This is a genomic window from Arthrobacter sp. PAMC 25486 (assembly GCF_000785535.1).
Taxonomy (GTDB): domain Bacteria; phylum Actinomycetota; class Actinomycetes; order Actinomycetales; family Micrococcaceae; genus Specibacter.
The window spans coordinates 3,591,412-3,610,789 of sequence record NZ_CP007595.1; the positions used below are offsets into that span (position 1 = coordinate 3,591,412).

Sequence of the window (19,378 nt, forward strand, 5' to 3'; positions counted from 1 at the left end):
CACTTTTAAGTGAGACTTAAATGGTTCTTGCACTCTTCGGCATTTTTGCTTCATTGGTACTGCTCATTGGTTTGGCATACCGAGGTCACTCAGTGATCGCCGTAGCGCCGATAGCAGCTCTAGTTGCTGTACTGCTATCGGGGGCACCCTTGCTTGCCAGCTACACCCAGATATTTATGCCGGCATTGGGAGGATTTATTGTCACCTTCTTTCCACTGTTCCTCACAGGTGCTATCTTTGGCAAGCTGATGAGCGTTAGCGGCTATGCGCAGAATATCGCGGACTCGATTTCTCGTTTATTTGGACCTAAGCGAGCCATATTGGTCACGGTCCTCATTACGGCGTTGCTGACATACGGTGGCGTCAGTGCCTGGGTTGTCGTCTTTACGATTTTCCCGATTGGAAAATCCCTCTTCGAGGCCGCCGATATTCCGAGACGGCTCATGCCGGCAGCCATTGCCTTGGGCATCTTCACCTTTGCAACAGCAGCCCTGCCGGGGTCACCCCAGATCCATAATGCAATTCCCACTCGATTCTTTGAGACGACTACTTTCGCTGCACCTCTACTAGGTGTCATAGGCGCCATAGTCACCTTCACATTGGGCATGTTGTGGCTCAATTGGCGTCAAGGCCAGCTTGCCAGAGCAGGTGAATCCTTCTCGGACATGACCCACGCAGAGAAAACAGAGGTAAGGCTTCGCGAGAAGGAGCTTGTCGGTGCGAATCTGGTCTCTGCAGATCACTCGCCCAACCGATACGATCCTTTGAAATCCTCTGAGACCATGGGACGCGGAAGACTATCGGAGGGATCCCCGAGGTTCGAGACCGCTAGGGCAGGAAGCGCCACCCACGGCTTCCTAGGTCTACTGCCAATTTTGGTCGTTGTCTTGGTCAATGCCCTTTTCGTGTATGTCCTGGTGCCGTCCTTCAATTTCGATTACTTGTCCACGGAACTATTTGGCTCAACTGTCATTGCGAGTGTTGTTGGTGTCTGGTCGGTGACTACGGCGATGGCTACATCCATCGCGGTGATATTTCTTATGCGTCCGAAGAACTTCAGGACCTACGTGGAATCACTTACCAAGGGCGCCAAAGACGCTGTCCTTCCGGTATTCACGACAGCAAGTGAAGTAGGATACGGTGCCGTAATTGCTTCCTTGGCCGTGTTCGTCGTGATCCGGGATGGCATTTTCGGAGTTAGTGAAAACGCTCTCGTCGTCTCGTCCATATCGACGGCAGTCATCTCTGGTATCACGGGTTCCTCTTCGGGGGGGCTATCCATAACCTTGGGAACTTTCGGGGCCCAGCTGCAGTCCATGGCAATTGACCAAGGCATTTCTATGGAGGCCATGCACAGAGTCATGGCGATGTCCTCAGTTAGCTTTGACTCACTGCCTCACAATGGAGCGATTATCACATTGCTCCTGGTGTGCGGCCTAACACACCGAGAGTCCTATAAGGATATTGGTGTCGTTACCGTGTTAGTACCCCTCATCGGCGTCCTAGTCGTCTTGGGCTTGGCGTTGGCAATCGGTGCTTTCTAACGAGTCTCGCTCACACTGGAGCGTGCCGCTGTTCGCACAGGCAAACATCGGTCAGTGCTAGTTCGCAGGTTAAGGCAGAAGATCCCCGGATTACCGGGGATCTTCTGCCTTAACCTGCGAACCTTAGTTTAGGTGGTTTCGAGCACGCTGACGTAGTTGGCGATGCCGACGCCTCCCATGTTTTGTACTGCGGCGCGGCGCGGGTTGGCCAGTTGCATGGCACCGGCAGTGCCGGTGAGTTGCATGCCGGCGATGACGTGTTGGGAGACGCCGGTGGCTCCGACGGGGTGGCCCTTGGCTTTGAGTCCGCCTGAGACGTTGATGGGGAGTTTCCCGTCTTTGTAGACCCAGCCTTCGGTGACGGCGCGGGCGCCTTGGCCGGGTTCGGTGAGTCCCATCGCCTCGTACATGAGGAGTTCGGCGATGGTGAAGCAGTCGTGGACTTCGGCGAAGTCCATGTCTGTTAGTTCGACGCCGGCCATCCCCAAGGCGCGCTGCCAAGAGAGTCTGGTGGCGGCGAACGCGGTGGGGTCCCGGCGTGCGGCGGGGAAGAAGTCGTTGGCTTGGCCGAATCCGGCGAGCCGTACGGGTGAGGTGGCCCCGCCGTTGGGGCTGGTGGTGAGGATGAGGGCTGCGGCGCCGTCGGACACGGGGGAGCAGTCGGTGCGGCGCAGAGGGTCCGCAACCATGGGGTTTTTCTCGGAGACGGTGCGGCAGAACTCTTCGCCGAGATCCTTGCGCAGTTGCGCGTAGGGGTTGTCGACCCCGTTGCGGTGGTTCTTGGCCGCGATGGAGCCCATGACGTCACTGACGTTGCCGTAGCGTTTTTCGTAGTGTTTGGCGACGTCGGCGAAGAGTCCGGTGAAGCCGGTGGTGGAGGTTTGCCCGGCCATGTCGTAATCGGCGCCGAGCAGGGCTGCACCGACGACGTCGGCCCCGGCATGGGTCATTTTCTCCGCACCGATGACGAGGACGGTTTTCGCGGTGCCGGCGAGCAGGGCCTTGGCGCCTTGCTGGACGGCGGCCGATCCGGAGGCGCAGGCGTTCTCCACCCGGGTCGCCGGCACGCCGCCCAATTCCTCGGAGACCTGCAGGGCCAGGGATGAGGGAAACGCCAGGGGCATCATGCCGGAGTTGAACTGGGCCAGGTAGATTTCATCGACCTGTCCAGGTTCAATGCCGGCGGTGGTGATGGCGTCGGTGGCGACCTGGACGATCAGCGATTCCAAGGTCTCGTCCTGCAGTTTGCCGAACTTGCTGTGCCCCCAGCCGGAGAGCAGGATGTCTTTTCCGAATTGTTCGCGCAGGCTCATGCTGTGGCTCCTTCAAGGGCTGACGCTGATTCACCGGTGGCAGGGCCACGGGCGGGTTCGAGGCGGGTGGTGAATGCTGGTTCGGTGGAGGCGCGGATCTCTTCGACGGTGACCCCGGGGGAAAGGCGGGTCAGGATCAGGGCCGGTGCGCCGCCGTCGTGCTTCCCGATGCTGGCCTTGTCGGGGGTTTCGATGTCGAAGACGGCGAGGTTGGTGATGATGCGGTTCACGACGCGGCGCCCGGTCAGGGGCAGCGAGCATTCGTGCACGATTTTGGGGGAGCCGTCCTTGGCTGTGTGGTCGGTGAGGACGACGACGCGCGGGGTGCCGGCGACCAGGTCCATGGCGCCTCCCATGCCCTTGACCATTTTGCCGGGGATGGTCCAGTTCGCGAGGTCGCCGGTGCCCGAGACTTCCATGGCGCCCAGGATGGCGACCTTGACGTGGCCGCCGCGGATCATCCCGAAGGACGTGGCGGAGTCGAAAATGCTGGCGCCTGGTAGGAGGGTGACTGTTTGCTTGCCGGCGTTGATCAGGTCGGCATCCTCTTCGCCTTCCCACGGGAAGGGGCCCATACCCAGGATGCCGTTTTCACTTTGCAGGGTGACACGGACGCCGTCGGGCAGGTTGTTGGCGACCAGGGTGGGGATGCCGATCCCTAAGTTGACGTAGTCTCCGTCGGTGAGTTCTTCGGCCGCGATGGCAGCCATTTCGTTGCGTGTCCATGCCATGATGGGTGCTCCTTGAAGTTGGTGGGGTTAGGCCGGGACGGCGGCGGATTCGGTGCGGGTCCGGATGGTGCGTTGCTCAATGTCCTTCACCCTGTCCGTGGCCTGGATGAGGCGCTGGACGTACACGCCCGGGGTGATGACGTGGTTGGGGTCCAGCACGCCGGGTTCAACGACGAGCTCGGCCTCGGCAATGGTGATTCGCCCTGCGGTGGCGACGACGGGGTTGAAGTTCCGTGCCGTGTACCGGTAAATGAGGTTCCCGTCGGTGTCGGCGGTGTGCGCGTGGACAAGGGCGACGTCTGCGATGATGGCGCGCTCCTGCACGTACAGTTCGCCGTCGAACTCAGCGTGCGGTTTGCCTTCGGCGACCAGGGTGCCGACGCCTGTTTTGGTGTAGAACGCGGGGATTCCGGAGCCGCCGGCACGGAGCCGTTCGGCCAGGGTGCCTTGCGGGGTAAACTCGACCTCGAGTTTCCCGGCGAGGTACTGCTCGGCGAAGAGCTTGTTCTCGCCCACGTAGGAGGCGATGACCTTGGCGACCTGGCCGGCCTCGATCAACAGCCCCAAGCCCTTGCCGTCGACGCCCATGTTGTTCGAGACCACCGTCAGGCCCTGCACCCCGGTGTCACGGACGGCCTCGATCAGGTCCGCCGGGATGCCGCTGAGCCCGAACCCGCCAACAGCCAACGTCATGCCGTCCCGCATCACATCGGCTAGAACCTGTGCGGCACTGCCATGTACCTTAGACATTTGATCTCCTCATTGAGCTACTTCACAACATGTCCATGTTGTGGACAGGTATCTTTGACTTTGAGCTTAGGTTGGCATGAATTGAGCTGTCAAGGTAGAAAACAGCGCAATAATCGCATATTTACACAGTATGGACGGTATGCTCGATTGCATCCACAATATGGACATTGAGGGGTATTTTTTATGAAACAAGTCGCCGTGCAAGGTGCGCAGGTCGTCGGACGGATCGCGGCCCTCCTGCGCATTGTGAGCAGGAAACCTGAAGGGGCCACCCTCATGGAGGCGGTCCGTGAATCTGGTCTGACCCGGCCCACGGTCCACCGGCTGCTGACCTCACTCGCCGCCGAGGGGCTATTGGACCATGACGGCGTAACAGGGAACTGGGTGCTGGGTCCGGAGGCGCTGCTGATGGGATCCGTCGCTGCGGCGCGTTTCCCCATGGAAGACATTGCCCGGCCCAGCTTGCGCCGGCTGGCCGAGGAAACGGGTGAGAGTGCCTTCTTTTCCGTCCGCCGCGGCGCGGAAACCGTATGCCTCCTGCGGGAGGAAGGCAGCTTCCCCGTCCGCTCCTTCGTGCTCCACGAAGGCGTGCGCTTCCCCCTGGGAGTCGCATCGGCCGGGGTGGCGATCATGGCCTTCCTGCCGCCGGAGGAACAAGAACAGATCCTGGCCCGCTGGGACCAGCACGCCGGTACCTTCGCTCCGACACATCCCGTGGCTCTGATCCAGGAAAATCTGGCCCGGACCCACGGTGTCGGGTACTCAGTGAATCCCGGTCTCGTGCTGGAAGGCAGCTGGGGGATGGGCTCCGCCGTCTTCGATACCCGGGGAAAGCCTGACTGGGCGCTCTCCCTGACAGGCATCGAACCCCGCTTCCGTATGGAACGTCAGGAATTCCTTGGACGGCTCCTCATGGAAGAAGCGCACGTCATTACGGGGCAGCTTCAGGGTCGGGCATAGAATGGGGACATTCACCGCCCGCGCAGTGCGATAATCGCACGCCGCGATAGGATGGTTTTGAACGGAATTGGGGCAGGCAACACATTGGGGAAGGTAACGGTGGTGAGTATGACTGACGTAGTTGCACAGGAGTCAGCGATCTCAAAAACGTTTGATCGCGGGCTTGTGGCGTTGGAGTTCATTTCCGACAATCCAACTGGGGTGACCCTTACACAGGTGGCCAAACATCTTGATGTGCACCGCACCATTGCGCATCGACTGATTGGTACCTTGGAGCGTCATAATCTCGTCAAGCGCTCGGAAGCGAAACTCATTTCACCCGCTGTTGGACTGATCCGGCTTGCCGAGTCGGTGGATCAGGACCTGCGCAAAGTTGCCCGGCCCGTCCTTCAGGCTCTGGCGGATAAACTCGGTGCCACGGCCCACCTGATCATTGCGACAGGACAGGACCAAGTTCAGGCACTAGTGGTTGTGGAGCCTACGAACGCCGCAGCCCATATAGCCTTCCGTGCCGGTCAGATTCATCCCATTCACCAAGGATCGGGCGGGTTGGCAATTTTGGCTGCTCATCCGCCTATGGACGGGGAACGTCCCGAAGTGGCGGAGGCTCGTACGCGGGGATATGCGGTTTCCAGTGGGGAAGTCATCCCCTCCGCATGGGGCCTTTCAGCCCATGTTGCTGCCGCTCCTGGCATGGGTGACTTCAGTATTGGAGTGACCGTTTTTAGGCCCTCACTATTGGATGTCTGCGCCCCCGACGTTCTCCAGTCGGCGCGGGCGCTGGCAGTGCTTCTCGGCGGCTAGCCACTGCAACTCTTAGTCGTGATACTCAAGAATTGATGACGCAAAAAGGCCCTGCGGAGTTTGGCGGTCTCGTGATACGAAACCAGCAAACTCCGCAAGACCAATCGGCGCCAATGGGTGGTGGGTTCATGATTTGTCGGGTTGTTGAACGTCCTGCTGACTATGGAAGGCGCGTATATACCGGGTCAGAGGAATTCCTTTTGGAAGCCACCCATAGGGGATTCAATGAGTCCGTGATCATTTCCTGTCGCGATTCGTCAAAGACCACTATCCGGTCGGCAATGCGCCATTCTCCGTCCCGTTTCTCAAAACGGTCCACATAGCGGCAGCGGATGGTCGAGAGCAGCTGGGATTCTGCCCCCGGTTCCTTATCGAGGCGAAGGTAGCACAGACAATACGATTCCACGTTGGCAACATCCACGCCAAGATCGATCAGGACGTTGGTGACAAAATGTTGGGAAGAATCGATGGTCCGGTGCCTGACCTTCATGTCCTCAACCAAACCATCGGCGTTCCCGTTGTAGCCGCCGTGGTTGTCATTGGCATCCGGAAAGTAGCAGGCTGCAACGGCAGCGAAGTCCTTCCTGTCCACGGCGCGGGCATAGCGATAGAGGACCTCCGTGATGGCCTGCTTCTCCTCGACACTCATGCATCCACCGCACTGCGGCTGCGAACGGCTGCCATGAGCTGCGGAACGATCGTGAACGCATCCCCCACAATTCCAAGATCGGCAATATCAAAGATCGGCGCATTAGCATCCGTGTTGATCGCGATGATCCTTTTCGCGTTCTGCATTCCCACGCGATGCTGGATGGCTCCGGATATTCCTACGGCGATATATAGATCAGGTTCGATGATCTGCCCAGTCTCACCCACTTGCAGGCCGCGGTCGCAGTAGCCGGCGTCAACTGCCGCACGTGATGCGCCGACAGCCGCACCCATGACCTCGGCAAGTTCCTCCACCAGGCTGAAGTTCTCTGCGGAGCCGAGTCCGCGCCCGCCACCGATGACGATGGACGCGGAACCCAGTTCGGGGCGGTTAGTGTTGGAGCGCTGTGTTTCAGTGGAGAGCACGACGGCGTCCGGCTCACCTTGCTCGGTGATGGCGATCCGGGTGACACGGCATTCGGAGCCGACCTTCGGTGTGGCGGCGCCAGCCGGATCCACACGCAGGCAGATGACCGGCGTGCGGTGGTCAACCTCGGAAACAACCGTATACTTTCCACCGAGAACAGGCTGTTGGGCAACCACAGCGCCGTCAGCGAGCTCAAGAACAACGGCGTCGATGATCAGGCCCAGATTTCGGCGGATGGCCAGGCGACCAGCCAGTTCCCGGCTCTTGATGTCAGCAGACAAGATGACAGCACCGATGTGGCCGCCATCTCCTGCCACGCTATGATCCAACGCAGCCGTCACAGCTGCCAGCTCAGTGATTATCATCTGCTTACCGGCAGGAATTTCAACTGCGTACGCTGCTTCCGCGCCGTACAACGATGCCTGGTCAATGAGCTGGTCCAGATGCTCGGATGTGGCAGCGAGAATTGCCACCGGGCGGCCAATGTCGCTGGCGGCAGCAATCAGCCCACCAAAGGCTGCGTTTAGCTGTCCTTGGGTGTGATCCGCGTAGACCAGCACGTCGTTGATGCTCATACGAGTCCTTCCTCTATGAGGTAATCCGAGATTCGCTGCGCGGCACTGCCGTCATCGGCGAATTTCTCTCCTGAAGTCCTGCTGGGATTCTCAACGACAGAGCGCACTACATTGGCGCCGACGGGTTGACCATTGGAGTGTGAAGGGCCAGAGCCCGCCAACCCCTTGGCATCCATCGTGAGAATCTTCTTGCGCTTGGCAGTCATGATGCCTTTAAAACCCGGGAAGCGCGGATCAGCAATGTGTTCCGTCACCGAGACCACTGCCGGAAGTTTTGCCTGGATGTGTTGGACCATGTCGTCGAGGACGCGCTCGCCGGTGAGAACGCCGTCGACAATGTCAAAGGCGCGAAGGGACGTGGCTTGGGCAAGTCGGAGGATTTCGGCAAGTGCTGCAGGAACTGCTCCGCCGCGGCCATCCGTTGAGGTGTTGCCAGTGAGGATGACATCAAAAGGTTCAAGCCCGCGCAGACCCGAGGCCAGGATCCTGGCCGTGCGGACCAGGTCGGCTCCGGCAAAATCCGGATCATGTAAATGGACAGCTCGGTCCGCGCCCATGGCCAGCCCATGTCGTAACGCGGCAACTGTCTTGTCGGGCCCCATGGCCAGGACAGTTACTTCTCCTCCGTGTTCCTTGCGTAGTTGAAGCGCCTTTTCGAGGGCGCGTTCACTAATTTCATCGACAATGGCTTCAGCCGGTTCTCGCACAATTCGACCCGCTTCTACGTCGATCGTTCGCGACGAGGCCGTGTCCGGAACCTGTTTTATCAGTACTGCAATTTTCATTGTTTCCTCTCACAAATTCCCATTGCTCAAACGGCCGATGCCCCTACAAGGGACGGCCGGAACATGCCGGGAATTTTCTTAGTTTTCAGCTCCACGGTTGGCCGCATGCAGGGCGGCAATTCGACCGAAGGTCAAGGCGTGCGCCACGGAGTTGCCGCCTCCAACGTAGCGTTCTCCCAAGACACCTCCAGCTGCTTCACCTGCTGCATACAGCCCTTCAACGGGTTCCCCATAGACGTTTTGGACGCGGGCATGGGCGTCAATCTGCAATCCGGTGTGGGTGCATACAAGTTCCCCGGGAACCATCTTCACGGCGTAAAATGGACCAGTTTCTATGGAGGCCAGGTGCGTGTCAGCGCCCTTGGCCGCTAGTGTTCCGTGCCGCAGGAAGTCCGCATCGAATCCGTCGGCCATCAAGTTGTTGAAGCGGGCCGTGCTGGCCTCAGTAGCCCGTGCGTTGATACCAATCGCCGCTGCCAGGTTCGCCAAGGTGTCTGCCCTGTGTACCAAGCCCGTCTCAATCTGGGCAAGGATATTTTCCGCATTCCAGTCCGCATAGCCGGAGGGAAGTCCCAGACGCGCTGTCTCGTCAAAGATCGCCCACGCAAATCCATCGTTGTCCTTAAGGATGCCGGGACTGACGGCGTACGGTGCGTCTTCATCCATGAACCGGCGGCCGTCGGCGTTGAGGTATATGCGGGAGGCAGGCGGAAATCCGCTTTGCCAATGGTGGTAGCGCTGGAAGGAGGCTGTCACCAGCAACAGACCCCAGCCGTGGCCGAAGAGGGCCAAATTGTTCTGCTCGGCGAATCCAATGTGATCACCCCGGCTCCCGGGGGCTGCAACGGAGAATCCGTGGGACCCGGCCGTGAGCGCCTCGGGATATAACCTGGCGACCAGTTCGGGGTTTTGCCCGAATCCACCGCTTGCCACTAGGACGTTTGGGGCGGTCACTTCGATGTCGTCTGCGATGACTCCCCTGACCTTCCCGTCCTCGATGAGGATTTCGCTGACCCGGGTGTTCACCACCAAGTCTGCCTCAAGGCTGCGACGTGTCCGGTCGAGCGTCTGAATCAGGCCATAGCCCTGGTCTTTGGGGACATGCCCACGCCATACATCTTCGACACCGGCACGGGTCAGGCCCGGTTCATGGGCGCTCGAGGACTGTTGCGCGGGAAGTTCCAACCCGATTTCCTTCAGCCATTCAACAACGGATGCCGCTTCCGTACAGTAGGCCATGGTTGGGCCAGGAAGGACGCGCCACTGATTGAGGTCCATGTAGTGCTGGTAAAACCGTTCGGGGGTGTCTTCCACGCCCAACTCACGCTGGACGCTGGTTCCAGCTGCCGTCAACATGCCGGCCGACAACTGGGTGGAGCCTCCGATTTCCATTTCGGCTTCGAAAACGATAACCGATAGTCCCTCCTGTGCAGCAGTTACGGCTGCGGCAAGGCCTGCGCCACCGGCGCCGATAACGATGAGGTCGTAGTCCATTGAACTTTCCTGTCTATCCTTGACGCCTGCAGTTGCGGCAATCAGATGTGCTGTGAGCCGCCGTCGACCGCCACAGTGGTTCCGGTGACGTAGCGGGCGCTGTCCGAGAGCAGAAACAGGAGGGTGCCGAAGACCTCTTCCGGAGCGCCGATGCGGCGCAGGGGAATGCTGCCCAGGGCCTTGTCCAGAGCGCCGGGCTGTTCGTGCACCCAGCGGGTCATTTCCGTGTCAATGAAGCCGGGCGCCACTGCATTGACGCGGATATTGTGTGGGCCCAGTTCGACGGCGAGGCAGTTTGTCAGGTGCTTGACGGCTGCCTTGCTTGAGTTGTATGCCCCACGGGTCACACGCACCCGGACCGCAGCGACAGAAGCCATGTTGATGATGGCGCCGCCACCATTTTCCTTCATGTGGCGAGCGGCCGTTTGTGCACCAAACAGCACGCCGTTGAGATTGACCTGGTAGGTAGAGTTGATCTGCTCGGGAGTGATGTCCAGGATGTCTGCCTGGGGGAAAATGCCGGCGTTGTTTATCCAGAAATCAACCCGGCCAAACTGGTCGAGGGCGTGCTTCAACACAGCATCGTGGTCATCCGGGTTTGTCACATCAACAGCGGTGCCCACCACTTTGCCCGCGGATTCGTTGTCGCCGAGCTCCGTGTTGATGTCGGCAGCGGTTCGCAGGACATCAGCTTCGTTGATGTCGGCCGCAACGATGTTGACGCCCTGACGGGCCAGACCACGGGCAAACACTGCGCCCATGCCACGAGCTGCGCCGGTAATAACAGCCACTTTGCCGGCCATCTCGGGATGTATGGCGAGCATTGGTGTGGTGATGCTTCGTGTGGGATTCTCGATCACTGCAGTCATTTTTATTGTCCTTTGTTTTCCAAGATGACCTGCCGACGCGCAACTTTCCATGCACCGTCGATCTTGATGAGTTCATCTTCAATAGTTGTCAATCGGAGGATTTGTGCGACACCCTGCACGGGTGTTTGAACGATCATCAGATAGGCGGATGTTGTAGCCTGTCCCGGCGCCGCCATGCTGGTGATGTGGGCGTTCGTGATGACGTGGCGCGTTCGCGGGGATTTATTGGTGAAACTTTTAGCAAAGTAGATAAGTGATTCTCTGCCCGTGACCGGCTCGGGATAGCTGGGTGAATTGAAGCAGCCGTCCGGAATGAACGTTTCAGCCCACATCTGTGCATCGCCGGTGTCAATGGCGCGGGATTGTGCACCATACAGCTGCATCACTGCCAGCAAGGTCAGCTCAAAACCGTTCACGAATGCCTCCAAGAATCACGTTGTATTCAGCAAATTTCCACGATTGCGATAAACGCACTCCGTGTGCGAAAACAACTGTACCTTAGTGAGCGAGTTCACAAAACCTGGCGGCCTGCTGTCGAGTCGGCCCGTCGCTCGAAATTAGTGACTGGATGGAACTGCCTTGCTTTTCGTGACGTGGCGCACATAGACTATCGAACATCGCAACATGGTTGCGTTATCCGCACTCTTATTTTTCTGGCGGAACGGCCTTCGTTCGTATCGAAATATAGACAGGTCAGCTCGCGCTGGCCCCGGTATGACATCCAACTGGCGCCATTTCCCGAAAACACGCCCTAGCTGGGACGTGGTCTTATTTGGCCTCTGACACCCAAGGAATGAATATGGATTCAACAATGAAAGCGTTGCCCCCAGAGCAAGTAGAAAAACCGAAGCAAAAGACATCTACGGTCATCAAGGCTGCAGTTGTTGGCACGGTCGTTGAGTACTACGACTTCGGCATGTACGGCTACATGGCAACCATGATCGGCGCACAGTTCTTCGTCTCGCATGACCCGGCAGCGGCACTGCTGGGAACCTTCGCCGCCTTTGCCGTGGCGTTCTTCCTCCGTGTCCCGGGAGGCATCTTCTTCGGTCACATGGGCGACAAATATGGGCGCAAGAAGGCGCTCTCTTGGACCATCCTGCTCATGGTTGCGGCTACCGTACTTATGGGCCTGCTGCCAAGCTATGCCACCCTCGGTGTCTGGGCGACCATCTTGTTGGTCCTTTGCCGCTGCCTGCAGGGATTTGCAGCTGGTGGTGAATTGGCTGGCGCCAACGCGTTCGTGGCCGAATCTGCCCCCGCAAAGTGGCGGGCAACGCAGACCTCCATGGTCAACACTGGCACGTACCTGGGCTCCTTGATCGCCTCACTGGTTGCCCTGGGTATCAACAGCATGTTCAGCTCCGATCAGGTCATGGATTGGGCCTGGCGTGTACCTTTCATCCTGAGCCTGCCCATCGGCATCATCGGCGTCATCATCCGTAACAAGATGGAGGACACCCCGCAGTTTGAGAAGTTGGAAGAAAAGGGAGAGATCGCAAAGCTGCCCATCAAGGAACTCCTGAGCACCTCCAAGGTCAGCCTCATCAAGATCATCGGTCTGGGCGCACTCATCACTGGTGGCTACTACATTGCCTCGGTATATGCCGCCACATACCTTCAAACAGTTGGACACTTCACTCCCCAGGTGGCCTTCCTGTCCACGTCCCTTGCCCTGATTCTGGGAGTGATCACCCTTCCCATTGCCGGCTATTGCGCCGACAGATTTGGCCGCAAGCCCGTGATTCTCACCGGCTCCGCAGGTGCAGTTCTTCTCGGTGTCCCGATGTTCATGATGATGTCAGGCGGGGTTGTTTGGCAGGCCATCGTCGCCCAGTCAACACTTTTCATTTGTGTTTCCATCGTCAACGGGGCCTCCTATGTGGCCTACGCCGAGATGCTCAAGGCATCCGTTCGGTATAGCGGGCTCGCACTGGGCAACAATGTCACTAACATGTTCCTCGGAGGCACGGCACCGTTCATTGCCACACTGTTGATCAGCATGACAGGAAACACGATGGCCCCAGCGGGATACTTTGTCTTCTGTGCACTTCTCACCTTGATCACGGTCTTCTTCATCAAGGAGACCAAGGGCGTCGAATTGCAGGGTGGTTAGTCCATGGAAAGCTCCCCAAAACATAATGACTTTGCCGGAAAAAGCATCCTTATTACAGGTGCGGCAAGTGGCATGGGCCGAGCCGAGGCCCTGGCCGTAGCCAGGGAAGCTGGCAAGGTCTGGGTTGCCGACATCTCCGAAACGGGCTCCGATGTCGCGGAAGAAATCCGAGCAGCAGGTGGATCAGCGCAGTTCCACCGCCTCGATGTTACAGATTTCCAGGCCTGGCAGGAATTGGCGGACCATATCCAGGCGACCGACGGCAAGCTCGACGGCCTGATCAACAATGCCGGCGTCAGCCATCGCAGCTCCATCATGGAAACGTCGCCTGCCGACTGGCACCGTGTCATGGACATCAACCTCAATAGTGTCTTCTATGGGATGAAGGCCATGGCTCCCTTATTGGAGAGCGCGGGCGGTGGGGCCATCGTTAACATCTCATCCATCGCAGGCATGCTGGGCTACTTCGCAGCCGGCTATGGCAGCAGCAAGTGGGGCGTGCGTGGCCTGACAAAGGTTGGCGCCATGGAATTTGCGGACAAGAACATCACGGTGAACTCAGTGCATCCCGGTCTGGTGGACACGCCGTTGCTCAACTCGGGGTCAACAGAGTTTGTGGACCAAAGCCTCATCTCCGTGCCCGCGGGCAGGCTGGCGCAGGCCGGTGAGATTGCTGACGTCGTGCTCTTCCTGCTCTCAGAGAAGGCCCGATACATCACGGGAACAGAAATAGTCGTTGACGGTGGTCTTACCTCCGGCGGTCTCTATCACCGCATCCTGCGGGACGTACACAAACAGCAGCAAGCAGCGTAGTCTCGAGAATTCTTTGGGGTGGGCATCGATGTTGATGCCCACCCCAATTTTCGATATGGGCAGGGCGCTTCCGGCCCGACAAAATTTTGAACCGGAGAAATGATCGTCGGTTGTAATGAAAGGAGCCCTCGTGGTGACCACAAGGAAGAGCTCGTCCAAGGAAACAACTTTGAAAAAAAAGATGGGACCATACGCCAGGAAGACGATACTTACCACGGCGGTTGTGGTGGCCATGGTTGCTGTGGTCCTAGCGGCGAAGTGGTTGCGCAGTTCAGGAGTCATTGATGGATTCCTGGCCGATTATCCGGGGCATGCCAGACTTCCCGAGACGTCGCCGACCGGCTTCCCGGCCTGGCTTGGCTGGCAGCACTTCCTGAATATGTTCTTTCTGGTGCTGATCATCCGCTCGGGTTGGCAGGTGCGGCGGACTACGCGACCGGATGCCTATTGGACCCGCCATAACAAGGGCTTTATCAGGACCAAGGGCAGTCCCGCCAAGATCAGTCTTGACCTCTGGCTCCATCTGTCCGTGGATATTCTGTGGCTGATCAACGGCCTGGTATTTGTTATTTTGCTGGGTGTCACTGGCCATTGGATGAGGATTGTCCCCACCAGCTGGGACGTCATTCCTAACGCGTTGTCAGCGGCGGTGCAGTATGCCTCGCTGGATTGGCCTACGGAAGACAGTTGGATTTCGTATAACGCGCTGCAGCTTCTGGCCTACTTCTTGGTGGTTTTCGTGGCGGCGCCCTTGGCCTTTGCCACGGGTGTCCGAATGTCCGGCATCTGGCCACAGCAGGCCGCCCGGTTGAACAGGGCCTATCCGATTGCCGTGGCCAGGTCTGTGCATTTCCCCGTCATGGTGTTCTTCGTGCTGTTTGTGGTGGTGCACGTGTTCCTGGTGCTGACCACGGGAGTCTTGCGGAATCTTAACCACATCTACGCTGGAACGGACGACGCCGGCTGGCTGGGATTTGGTCTCTTCGTGGGTTCCCTGGTGGTCATTTCAGCAACTGTTGTGCTGGCTCGGCCTGTCTTCCTGCGTCCCGTAGCCTCCCTGATGGGAAAGGTGTCCAAACGTTGAAGGTCAGGGCCGCGGCAACGATTTGCCGCGGCCACAACCATCAGCTTTTTGTATATTTCTGAACTAAATTTCCGACTTTTTTGCGTGAAGACTACTGCCGTGAGCGTGCTCCGACAATGTCTCTGTGTCCCATCATTTTCTCCAGGAGCATGATTAGCAGCTGCTGCTCGATGGGCGTTAAGGATGAGACCCAGAGGGTTTCACGCTGGTTCTGTTCCCGGAAGGCGGCCTGGACTTCGTCCAGGCCGCTCTTGGTTAGGGACAGCGTGATGGCCCGCCGGTCAGCGGTGCCGGGAACCTTGCGCAGCAGCCCTCTGCTGGTCAGGGTGTTGGCGAGATTTGATACTGCTGCCCGGCTCATGCCAGCAAGGCTTGCAGTCCGTCCGGATTCCATGGGCCCCGCCAACCATAAGACAAACATGAGTCTAAAGCTGGCCCAAGAATGCCCGTTGGGTCGATGTACGGAGGCCTCGAGGTCATAGACAATCTGGCTCGCAGCCCGGCTGAGGGTCAAGATGACCCTGTTGGCGCCGCTGTCGTTGTCGGGAATTTCCTCATCGAGCCTCCGGCCGGCCAATTCCACGAAGGAAAAGTAGTCCAGATCGACGCCTGGTGCCTCAATTGTGGGAGGCGAACTCGTAGTAGTGGCCTCCGTGGATGCTTTGCGTGGTGGCGTGGTTTCGTGGTCCTTGCTGGTCATTGCTCACGTCCGTGTTTGAGGTTTGTTATAGATCAAGTCGCAAAATTTAGTACATGTGTTTATGATGTTACCAAGAGTGTCGCGCATCACCATCAAGCTGGACGCGTGACAGCCCGCTCCAATGGAAGGAATGGATCATGGCCTACTATCGCAAACTGGGAAGCATTCCCAAGACTCGACATACCCTCATGAAGCAGGAAAATGGGGCAATTGCTTATGAGGAGCTTATGGGTGAAGAAGGATTCTCATCTGATTCATCATTGCTCTACCATCGCCATATCCCGTCATCCTTGGTTGGTGCCAGAATTTGGGATCTGCCAGACCAGTCGCTCACCCCGAACGCGCCCCTCATCCCGCGGCACCTGAAACTCCATGAGCTGTTCAGCGACGAAGAAGTCGTAACAGTGGATGCTGTTACCGGCCGCCGGTTGATTCTTGGCAATGGCGACGTCCGCCTCAGCTACGCCGTGGTCGGCGTCACCTCCCCTTTGTACCGCAATGGCGTGGGTGACGAATGCGTCTACGTTGAGGCTGGAGAGGCTGTTGTGGAGACCGTCTTCGGCGCACTGCCGGTTTCCAAGGGTGACTACGTCATTATTCCGAGGGCCACAACCCATCGTTGGGTCATCCCCGAGGGCGGCCAGGCGCGGCTCTACTTTATTGAGGCCAGCAGCCACATCGGCCCGGCCCGCCAGTACCTTTCCAAGCGCGGACAGCTAATGGAACATGCCCCCTACTGTGAGCGCGACCTGCGCGGCCCTGAGGGGACGCTTTTGGTGGATGAACAGGACGTGGACGTCTACATCAAGCACCGTGGCAATGGGCCCAATGGACTTGCCGGAACCATTCATACTGTTCCCGAGCACCCCTTTGACGTCATTGGTTGGGACGGCTGCCTGTACCCCTATGTTTTCAACATCAATGACTATATGCCGATCACCGGCAAGGTCCACCAGCCGCCACCGGTGCACCAGGTCTTTGAAGGCCACAACTTTGTGATCTGCAACTTTGTCCCTCGCAAGGTGGACTACCATCCACAGGCAGTGGCCGTGCCTTATTACCACTCCAATGTGGACTCGGACGAGATCATGTTCTACGTGGACGGTGACTACGAAGCGCGCAAGGGATCCGGGATCAACAAGGGATCTATTTCGATTCACCCGGGAGGCCATGCGCACGGACCCCAGCCCGGTGCCATCGAAGGAAGCCTTGGAGCTGAGTACTTTGACGAGTTGGCTGTCATGGTTGACACTTTCCGTCCCCTCGACCTGGGTGCTGCAGCACTGGCCACTGACGATGGCAAATATGCCTCATCGTGGACACGTGGGCGGTGGATCAATGAGTGATGTGCGTGTCGGTGCCCGATTTCCTGATGCTTTTCTAGGGTTCTTCGATGATGCCGCAGTCTTCCCCCCTGGGTTGGCGCCATTGGAGCAGGCGATCTCCGACCACATTCAGCGGCGGAAAACGCCGTTGGACACGGCTGTAGGGCCCTTGATTTTGCCGCTCCAGGCCATTGCGGAGGCGCAGGCCTTGGCTGCTGGCCAAGATCTTTCATCGGGCCCCGTCGTGGTCAGTATTGTGGTTCCTGCCGGCGAACTCACCGATGCCCTGTCGGCGTGGCAAACTGTTGGCCCGGAACTGCATATCGCTGCTCTGGAATTGAAGGTCAGTACCGCTGCTGCCGACTGGACTCGGCAGATCGAGGAGGCAAAGGCCGTTGAAGGCGTGGCCGTGTATGTGGAGCTGACGGCGGAACAAGTGGCCGACGGCGCCCTGGATGCATTGGCCGAGGCGGGGCTTCGGTTGAAGTTCCGCACCGGCGGGATACAGCAGCACTTGTTTCCGACTGTGTCCGAACTAGGGGCTGTCATCATGGCAGCAGTGACTCGCGGACTCCCGTTCAAGCTAACTGCCGGTCTGCACCAGGCTATCCGTTACAACGACCCAACCACGGGGTTTACGCACCACGGCTTCCTGAACATCGCAGCTGCTGCGGCTGCCGCCCGCAACGGAGCCCCGACGGGCCAAGTTGAGGCGGCACTAGGTGAAACCGATGCTGCACGGCTACTTGACTTGCTGGACAAAAATTCAGCCGGTTCCTTGGATCCGTCGTGGCGTGCATCTTTTGTCAGCTTTGGCACCTGCAGCGTGCTGGAACCGGCGGAAAGCCTTGAAGCCCTGGCCCTGCTAGACGCTGGCCTGCTGGTTTCCGACCAATCTACCAATCATATCTTTTTGAAAGCAGCCCACCATGACTAGTGTGAACGCGGGCAGCATTGCCGCAAAACTGGCCACAACAGGCTTCGGCCTGGAAAACTTGCCATACTCATCCTTCACGCCGCCGGCGGGCCAAGGGACCCGATTGGGCGTTCGGATCGGCGACCATGTCCTGGACGTTCGTGCCGCCGTCGAACGTTACAAAAATACGGCTGCCGACACGGTCTCCGCGGACCTGGCCAAAGCAGTTGAAGGGCCCAACCTGGATGCCTTGCTCGCTGCGGACCGCACCGTGTGGGACGCGTTGCGGGAACTACTCACCCGACTGCTCAATGATCCTGATGCTGCGGCAGATTTGGAGCCGGATGTCTATCCACTTGCCGGGGTGCAGCTGCATATGCCGTTCACCATTGCCGACTATGTGGACTTCTACGCGTCCGAACACCATGCAAGCAACGTTGGCCAGATCTTCCGCCCGGAACAAGCGCCGTTGACTCCAAACTGGAAGCATCTGCCGATCGGGTACCACGGCCGTGCCGGGACCATCGTGCCCAGTGGCACCGACGTTATCCGGCCCAAGGGGCTGCGGCCTGAGCCCGGTGCCCCGCCGAGTTTTGGCCCGTCGCGACGTCTGGACATCGAGGCAGAGCTTGGCTTTGTCTTGGGTTCCAGTGCACCCGCTGGAGAGGTGGCACTGGCTGATGCGCGCGAGCACATCTTCGGCGTGACACTTGTCAATGACTGGTCTGCCCGGGATATCCAGGCCTTTGAGTATGTTCCTCTGGGGCCCTTTCTTGGCAAGTCGTTTGCCACGTCCATTGGGCATTGGGTGGTGCCCATAGCTGCTCTTGACGCCGCCCGGGTGGGTCCGCCGGAGCGTTCACACCAGCTGACGTCGTACCTGGATGACGCCTCCACGGAACCATGGGGACTGAATATCAGCATGGAAGTGCAGCTGGATGGACAAACAATTTCCCATCCGCCCGTTGCGCTCATGTACTGGACCGGCGCGCAAATGTTGACACACATGACTGCTAATGGCGCAGCTCAGCGCCCCGGTGACTTCTTCGCCTCGGGCACTGTCTCTGGCCCGGAGGCCGACCAGAGAGGTTCCTTCCTTGAGCTGAGCTGGAGCGGCACCACACCGTTGCGCATGGACAATGGCAAGGAAGTCAGCTTTTTGGAAGATGGCCACGAGATTGTCATTTCGGCTACAGCGCCAGGGCCCAACGGCTCTGTCATTAGTCTGGGTGAAGTTGCCGGAAAGATCGTTCCCGCCACCTGACAGTCGCAGCTATACCTAACCAAGCATTAATCTGAAGCTACGTGAGACAAGGCAGAAAGACCTCCGGATTTCCGAGTTCTTTCTGCCTTGTACGCCAAGCATGGGCAATTGCTTGTAGGTGAACGATTCAGATGCTGAGTGGGAGAATGTAACCGACTCATTAGAAACTCATTAAATTGGATGGCAACTGCCGTCTCTTCAGTGCCATCCATTGTTGCGCGCCTCCCGCACGGCCAAAGACTAGGAGTGACTTTTTGGCA

At 58.6% G+C, this 19,378-nt stretch carries 19 protein-coding genes; 9 read left to right on the forward strand and 10 right to left on the reverse strand.

The window, feature by feature from the left end; all coding sequences use genetic code 11:
* Nucleotides 1–20 precede the first annotated feature (20 nt).
* A complete protein-coding gene (locus tag art_RS16320; protein ID WP_038466525.1) occupies nucleotides 21–1,544 on the forward strand; it encodes a GntP family permease in 1,524 nt (507 codons plus the stop codon).
* Nucleotides 1,545–1,672: 128 nt separating this feature from the next.
* On the opposite strand, the gene art_RS16325 is transcribed toward art_RS16320, so the two are convergent.
* The 3 genes from art_RS16325 to art_RS16335 are packed head-to-tail and all read right to left on the reverse strand — an operon-like array spanning nucleotide 1,673 to nucleotide 4,338.
* Nucleotides 1,673–2,857 carry an acetyl-CoA acetyltransferase gene (locus art_RS16325; protein ID WP_038466528.1) on the reverse strand — a complete coding sequence of 395 codons (1,185 nt, stop codon included), beginning with the start codon at nucleotides 2,855–2,857 and terminating at the stop codon, nucleotides 1,673–1,675.
* Complete coding sequence (locus art_RS16330; protein ID WP_038466531.1) at nucleotides 2,854–3,588, reverse strand: CoA transferase subunit B; 735 nt, start codon at nucleotides 3,586–3,588, stop codon at nucleotides 2,854–2,856. The genes art_RS16325 and art_RS16330 overlap by 4 nt, the downstream gene beginning before the upstream one ends.
* Before the next feature lie 27 nt (nucleotides 3,589–3,615).
* Nucleotides 3,616–4,338: a CoA transferase subunit A gene (locus art_RS16335; protein ID WP_038466533.1), complete on the reverse strand. Its 723-nt coding sequence runs from the start codon at nucleotides 4,336–4,338 to the stop codon at nucleotides 3,616–3,618.
* A gap of 183 nt (nucleotides 4,339–4,521) precedes the next feature.
* Between art_RS16335 and art_RS16340 the strand changes: the two genes are divergently transcribed.
* Nucleotides 4,522–5,298, forward strand: a complete 777-nt coding sequence (locus art_RS16340; RefSeq protein WP_038466536.1) for an IclR family transcriptional regulator — start codon at nucleotides 4,522–4,524, stop codon at nucleotides 5,296–5,298.
* A 108-nt stretch (nucleotides 5,299–5,406) separates the two neighbouring features.
* Complete coding sequence (locus tag art_RS16345) at nucleotides 5,407–6,102, forward strand: IclR family transcriptional regulator (protein ID WP_216699548.1); 696 nt, start codon at nucleotides 5,407–5,409, stop codon at nucleotides 6,100–6,102.
* Between the two features lie 160 nt (nucleotides 6,103–6,262).
* On the opposite strand, the gene art_RS16350 is transcribed toward art_RS16345, so the two are convergent.
* The 6 genes from art_RS16350 to art_RS16375 form a co-directional block, all read right to left on the reverse strand.
* Nucleotides 6,263–6,751 (reverse strand): nuclear transport factor 2 family protein, encoded by a 489-nt coding sequence (locus art_RS16350; RefSeq protein WP_038466539.1) that lies wholly within the window; start codon nucleotides 6,749–6,751, stop codon nucleotides 6,263–6,265.
* The gene (locus art_RS16355) at nucleotides 6,748–7,752 is read right to left on the reverse strand and encodes an electron transfer flavoprotein subunit alpha/FixB family protein (protein ID WP_038466542.1); all 1,005 of its coding nucleotides are present in this window, start codon (nucleotides 7,750–7,752) and stop codon (nucleotides 6,748–6,750) included. Before art_RS16355 ends, art_RS16350 begins: the two co-directional genes overlap by 4 nt.
* The gene (locus tag art_RS16360) at nucleotides 7,749–8,537 is read right to left on the reverse strand and encodes an electron transfer flavoprotein subunit beta/FixA family protein (protein WP_038466545.1); all 789 of its coding nucleotides are present in this window, start codon (nucleotides 8,535–8,537) and stop codon (nucleotides 7,749–7,751) included. Before art_RS16360 ends, art_RS16355 begins: the two co-directional genes overlap by 4 nt.
* 78 nt (nucleotides 8,538–8,615) lie before the next feature.
* Nucleotides 8,616–10,031, reverse strand: a complete 1,416-nt coding sequence (locus art_RS16365) for an FAD-dependent oxidoreductase (protein ID WP_038466548.1) — start codon at nucleotides 10,029–10,031, stop codon at nucleotides 8,616–8,618.
* A gap of 41 nt (nucleotides 10,032–10,072) precedes the next feature.
* Nucleotides 10,073–10,900, reverse strand: a complete 828-nt coding sequence (locus tag art_RS16370) for an SDR family NAD(P)-dependent oxidoreductase (RefSeq protein ID WP_038466551.1) — start codon at nucleotides 10,898–10,900, stop codon at nucleotides 10,073–10,075.
* A gap of 2 nt (nucleotides 10,901–10,902) precedes the next feature.
* Complete coding sequence (locus art_RS16375; RefSeq protein ID WP_216699549.1) at nucleotides 10,903–11,316, reverse strand: nuclear transport factor 2 family protein; 414 nt, start codon at nucleotides 11,314–11,316, stop codon at nucleotides 10,903–10,905.
* Between the two features lie 383 nt (nucleotides 11,317–11,699).
* On the opposite strand from art_RS16375, the gene art_RS16380 reads away from it, so the two are divergent.
* The 3 genes from art_RS16380 (at nucleotide 11,700) to art_RS16390 (ending at nucleotide 14,913) form a co-directional block, all read left to right on the forward strand.
* Nucleotides 11,700–13,016, forward strand: coding sequence for an MFS transporter (locus tag art_RS16380; RefSeq protein WP_157875319.1), 1,317 nt, complete (start codon nucleotides 11,700–11,702; stop codon nucleotides 13,014–13,016).
* Nucleotides 13,017–13,019: 3 nt separating this feature from the next.
* A complete protein-coding gene (locus art_RS16385) occupies nucleotides 13,020–13,829 on the forward strand; it encodes an SDR family NAD(P)-dependent oxidoreductase (protein WP_038466554.1) in 810 nt (269 codons plus the stop codon).
* Between the two features lie 181 nt (nucleotides 13,830–14,010).
* Nucleotides 14,011–14,913 (forward strand): cytochrome b/b6 domain-containing protein, encoded by a 903-nt coding sequence (locus tag art_RS16390; RefSeq protein WP_038470661.1) that lies wholly within the window; start codon nucleotides 14,011–14,013, stop codon nucleotides 14,911–14,913.
* A 91-nt stretch (nucleotides 14,914–15,004) separates the two neighbouring features.
* On the opposite strand, the gene art_RS16395 is transcribed toward art_RS16390, so the two are convergent.
* Nucleotides 15,005–15,613, reverse strand: a complete 609-nt coding sequence (locus art_RS16395; protein ID WP_157875320.1) for a MarR family winged helix-turn-helix transcriptional regulator — start codon at nucleotides 15,611–15,613, stop codon at nucleotides 15,005–15,007.
* A 137-nt stretch (nucleotides 15,614–15,750) separates the two neighbouring features.
* On the opposite strand from art_RS16395, the gene art_RS16400 reads away from it, so the two are divergent.
* The 3 genes from art_RS16400 to fahA are packed head-to-tail and all read left to right on the forward strand — an operon-like array spanning nucleotide 15,751 to nucleotide 19,118.
* Nucleotides 15,751–16,959, forward strand: coding sequence for a homogentisate 1,2-dioxygenase (locus art_RS16400; protein WP_038466557.1), 1,209 nt, complete (start codon nucleotides 15,751–15,753; stop codon nucleotides 16,957–16,959).
* Nucleotides 16,952–17,875: a hypothetical protein gene (locus tag art_RS16405; RefSeq protein WP_216699550.1), complete on the forward strand. Its 924-nt coding sequence runs from the start codon at nucleotides 16,952–16,954 to the stop codon at nucleotides 17,873–17,875. Before art_RS16400 ends, art_RS16405 begins: the two co-directional genes overlap by 8 nt.
* Nucleotides 17,868–19,118, forward strand: a complete 1,251-nt coding sequence (gene fahA, locus art_RS16410) for a fumarylacetoacetase (RefSeq protein ID WP_052136671.1) — start codon at nucleotides 17,868–17,870, stop codon at nucleotides 19,116–19,118. The genes art_RS16405 and fahA overlap by 8 nt, the downstream gene beginning before the upstream one ends.
* Nucleotides 19,119–19,378 lie beyond the last annotated feature (260 nt).

Excerpts from the sequence above, each read along its gene's own strand:
- art_RS16320 (WP_038466525.1), top strand. The coding sequence starts at position 21 with ATGGTTCTTGCACTCTTCGGCATTTTTGCTTCATTGGTACTGCTCATT.
- art_RS16325 (WP_038466528.1), bottom strand. The coding sequence starts at position 2,857 with ATGAGCCTGCGCGAACAATTCGGAAAAGACATCCTGCTCTCCGGCTGG.
- art_RS16330 (WP_038466531.1), bottom strand. The coding sequence starts at position 3,588 with ATGGCATGGACACGCAACGAAATGGCTGCCATCGCGGCCGAAGAACTC.
- art_RS16335 (WP_038466533.1), bottom strand. The coding sequence starts at position 4,338 with ATGTCTAAGGTACATGGCAGTGCCGCACAGGTTCTAGCCGATGTGATG.
- art_RS16340 (WP_038466536.1), top strand. The coding sequence starts at position 4,522 with ATGAAACAAGTCGCCGTGCAAGGTGCGCAGGTCGTCGGACGGATCGCG.
- art_RS16345 (WP_216699548.1), top strand. The coding sequence starts at position 5,407 with ATGACTGACGTAGTTGCACAGGAGTCAGCGATCTCAAAAACGTTTGAT.
- art_RS16350 (WP_038466539.1), bottom strand. The coding sequence starts at position 6,751 with ATGAGTGTCGAGGAGAAGCAGGCCATCACGGAGGTCCTCTATCGCTAT.
- art_RS16355 (WP_038466542.1), bottom strand. The coding sequence starts at position 7,752 with ATGAGCATCAACGACGTGCTGGTCTACGCGGATCACACCCAAGGACAG.
- art_RS16360 (WP_038466545.1), bottom strand. The coding sequence starts at position 8,537 with ATGAAAATTGCAGTACTGATAAAACAGGTTCCGGACACGGCCTCGTCG.
- art_RS16365 (WP_038466548.1), bottom strand. The coding sequence starts at position 10,031 with ATGGACTACGACCTCATCGTTATCGGCGCCGGTGGCGCAGGCCTTGCC.
- art_RS16370 (WP_038466551.1), bottom strand. The coding sequence starts at position 10,900 with ATGACTGCAGTGATCGAGAATCCCACACGAAGCATCACCACACCAATG.
- art_RS16380 (WP_157875319.1), top strand. The coding sequence starts at position 11,700 with ATGGATTCAACAATGAAAGCGTTGCCCCCAGAGCAAGTAGAAAAACCG.
- art_RS16385 (WP_038466554.1), top strand. The coding sequence starts at position 13,020 with ATGGAAAGCTCCCCAAAACATAATGACTTTGCCGGAAAAAGCATCCTT.
- art_RS16390 (WP_038470661.1), top strand. The coding sequence starts at position 14,011 with ATGGGACCATACGCCAGGAAGACGATACTTACCACGGCGGTTGTGGTG.
- art_RS16395 (WP_157875320.1), bottom strand. The coding sequence starts at position 15,613 with ATGACCAGCAAGGACCACGAAACCACGCCACCACGCAAAGCATCCACG.
- art_RS16400 (WP_038466557.1), top strand. The coding sequence starts at position 15,751 with ATGGCCTACTATCGCAAACTGGGAAGCATTCCCAAGACTCGACATACC.
- art_RS16405 (WP_216699550.1), top strand. The coding sequence starts at position 16,952 with ATGAGTGATGTGCGTGTCGGTGCCCGATTTCCTGATGCTTTTCTAGGG.
- fahA (WP_052136671.1), top strand. The coding sequence starts at position 17,868 with ATGACTAGTGTGAACGCGGGCAGCATTGCCGCAAAACTGGCCACAACA.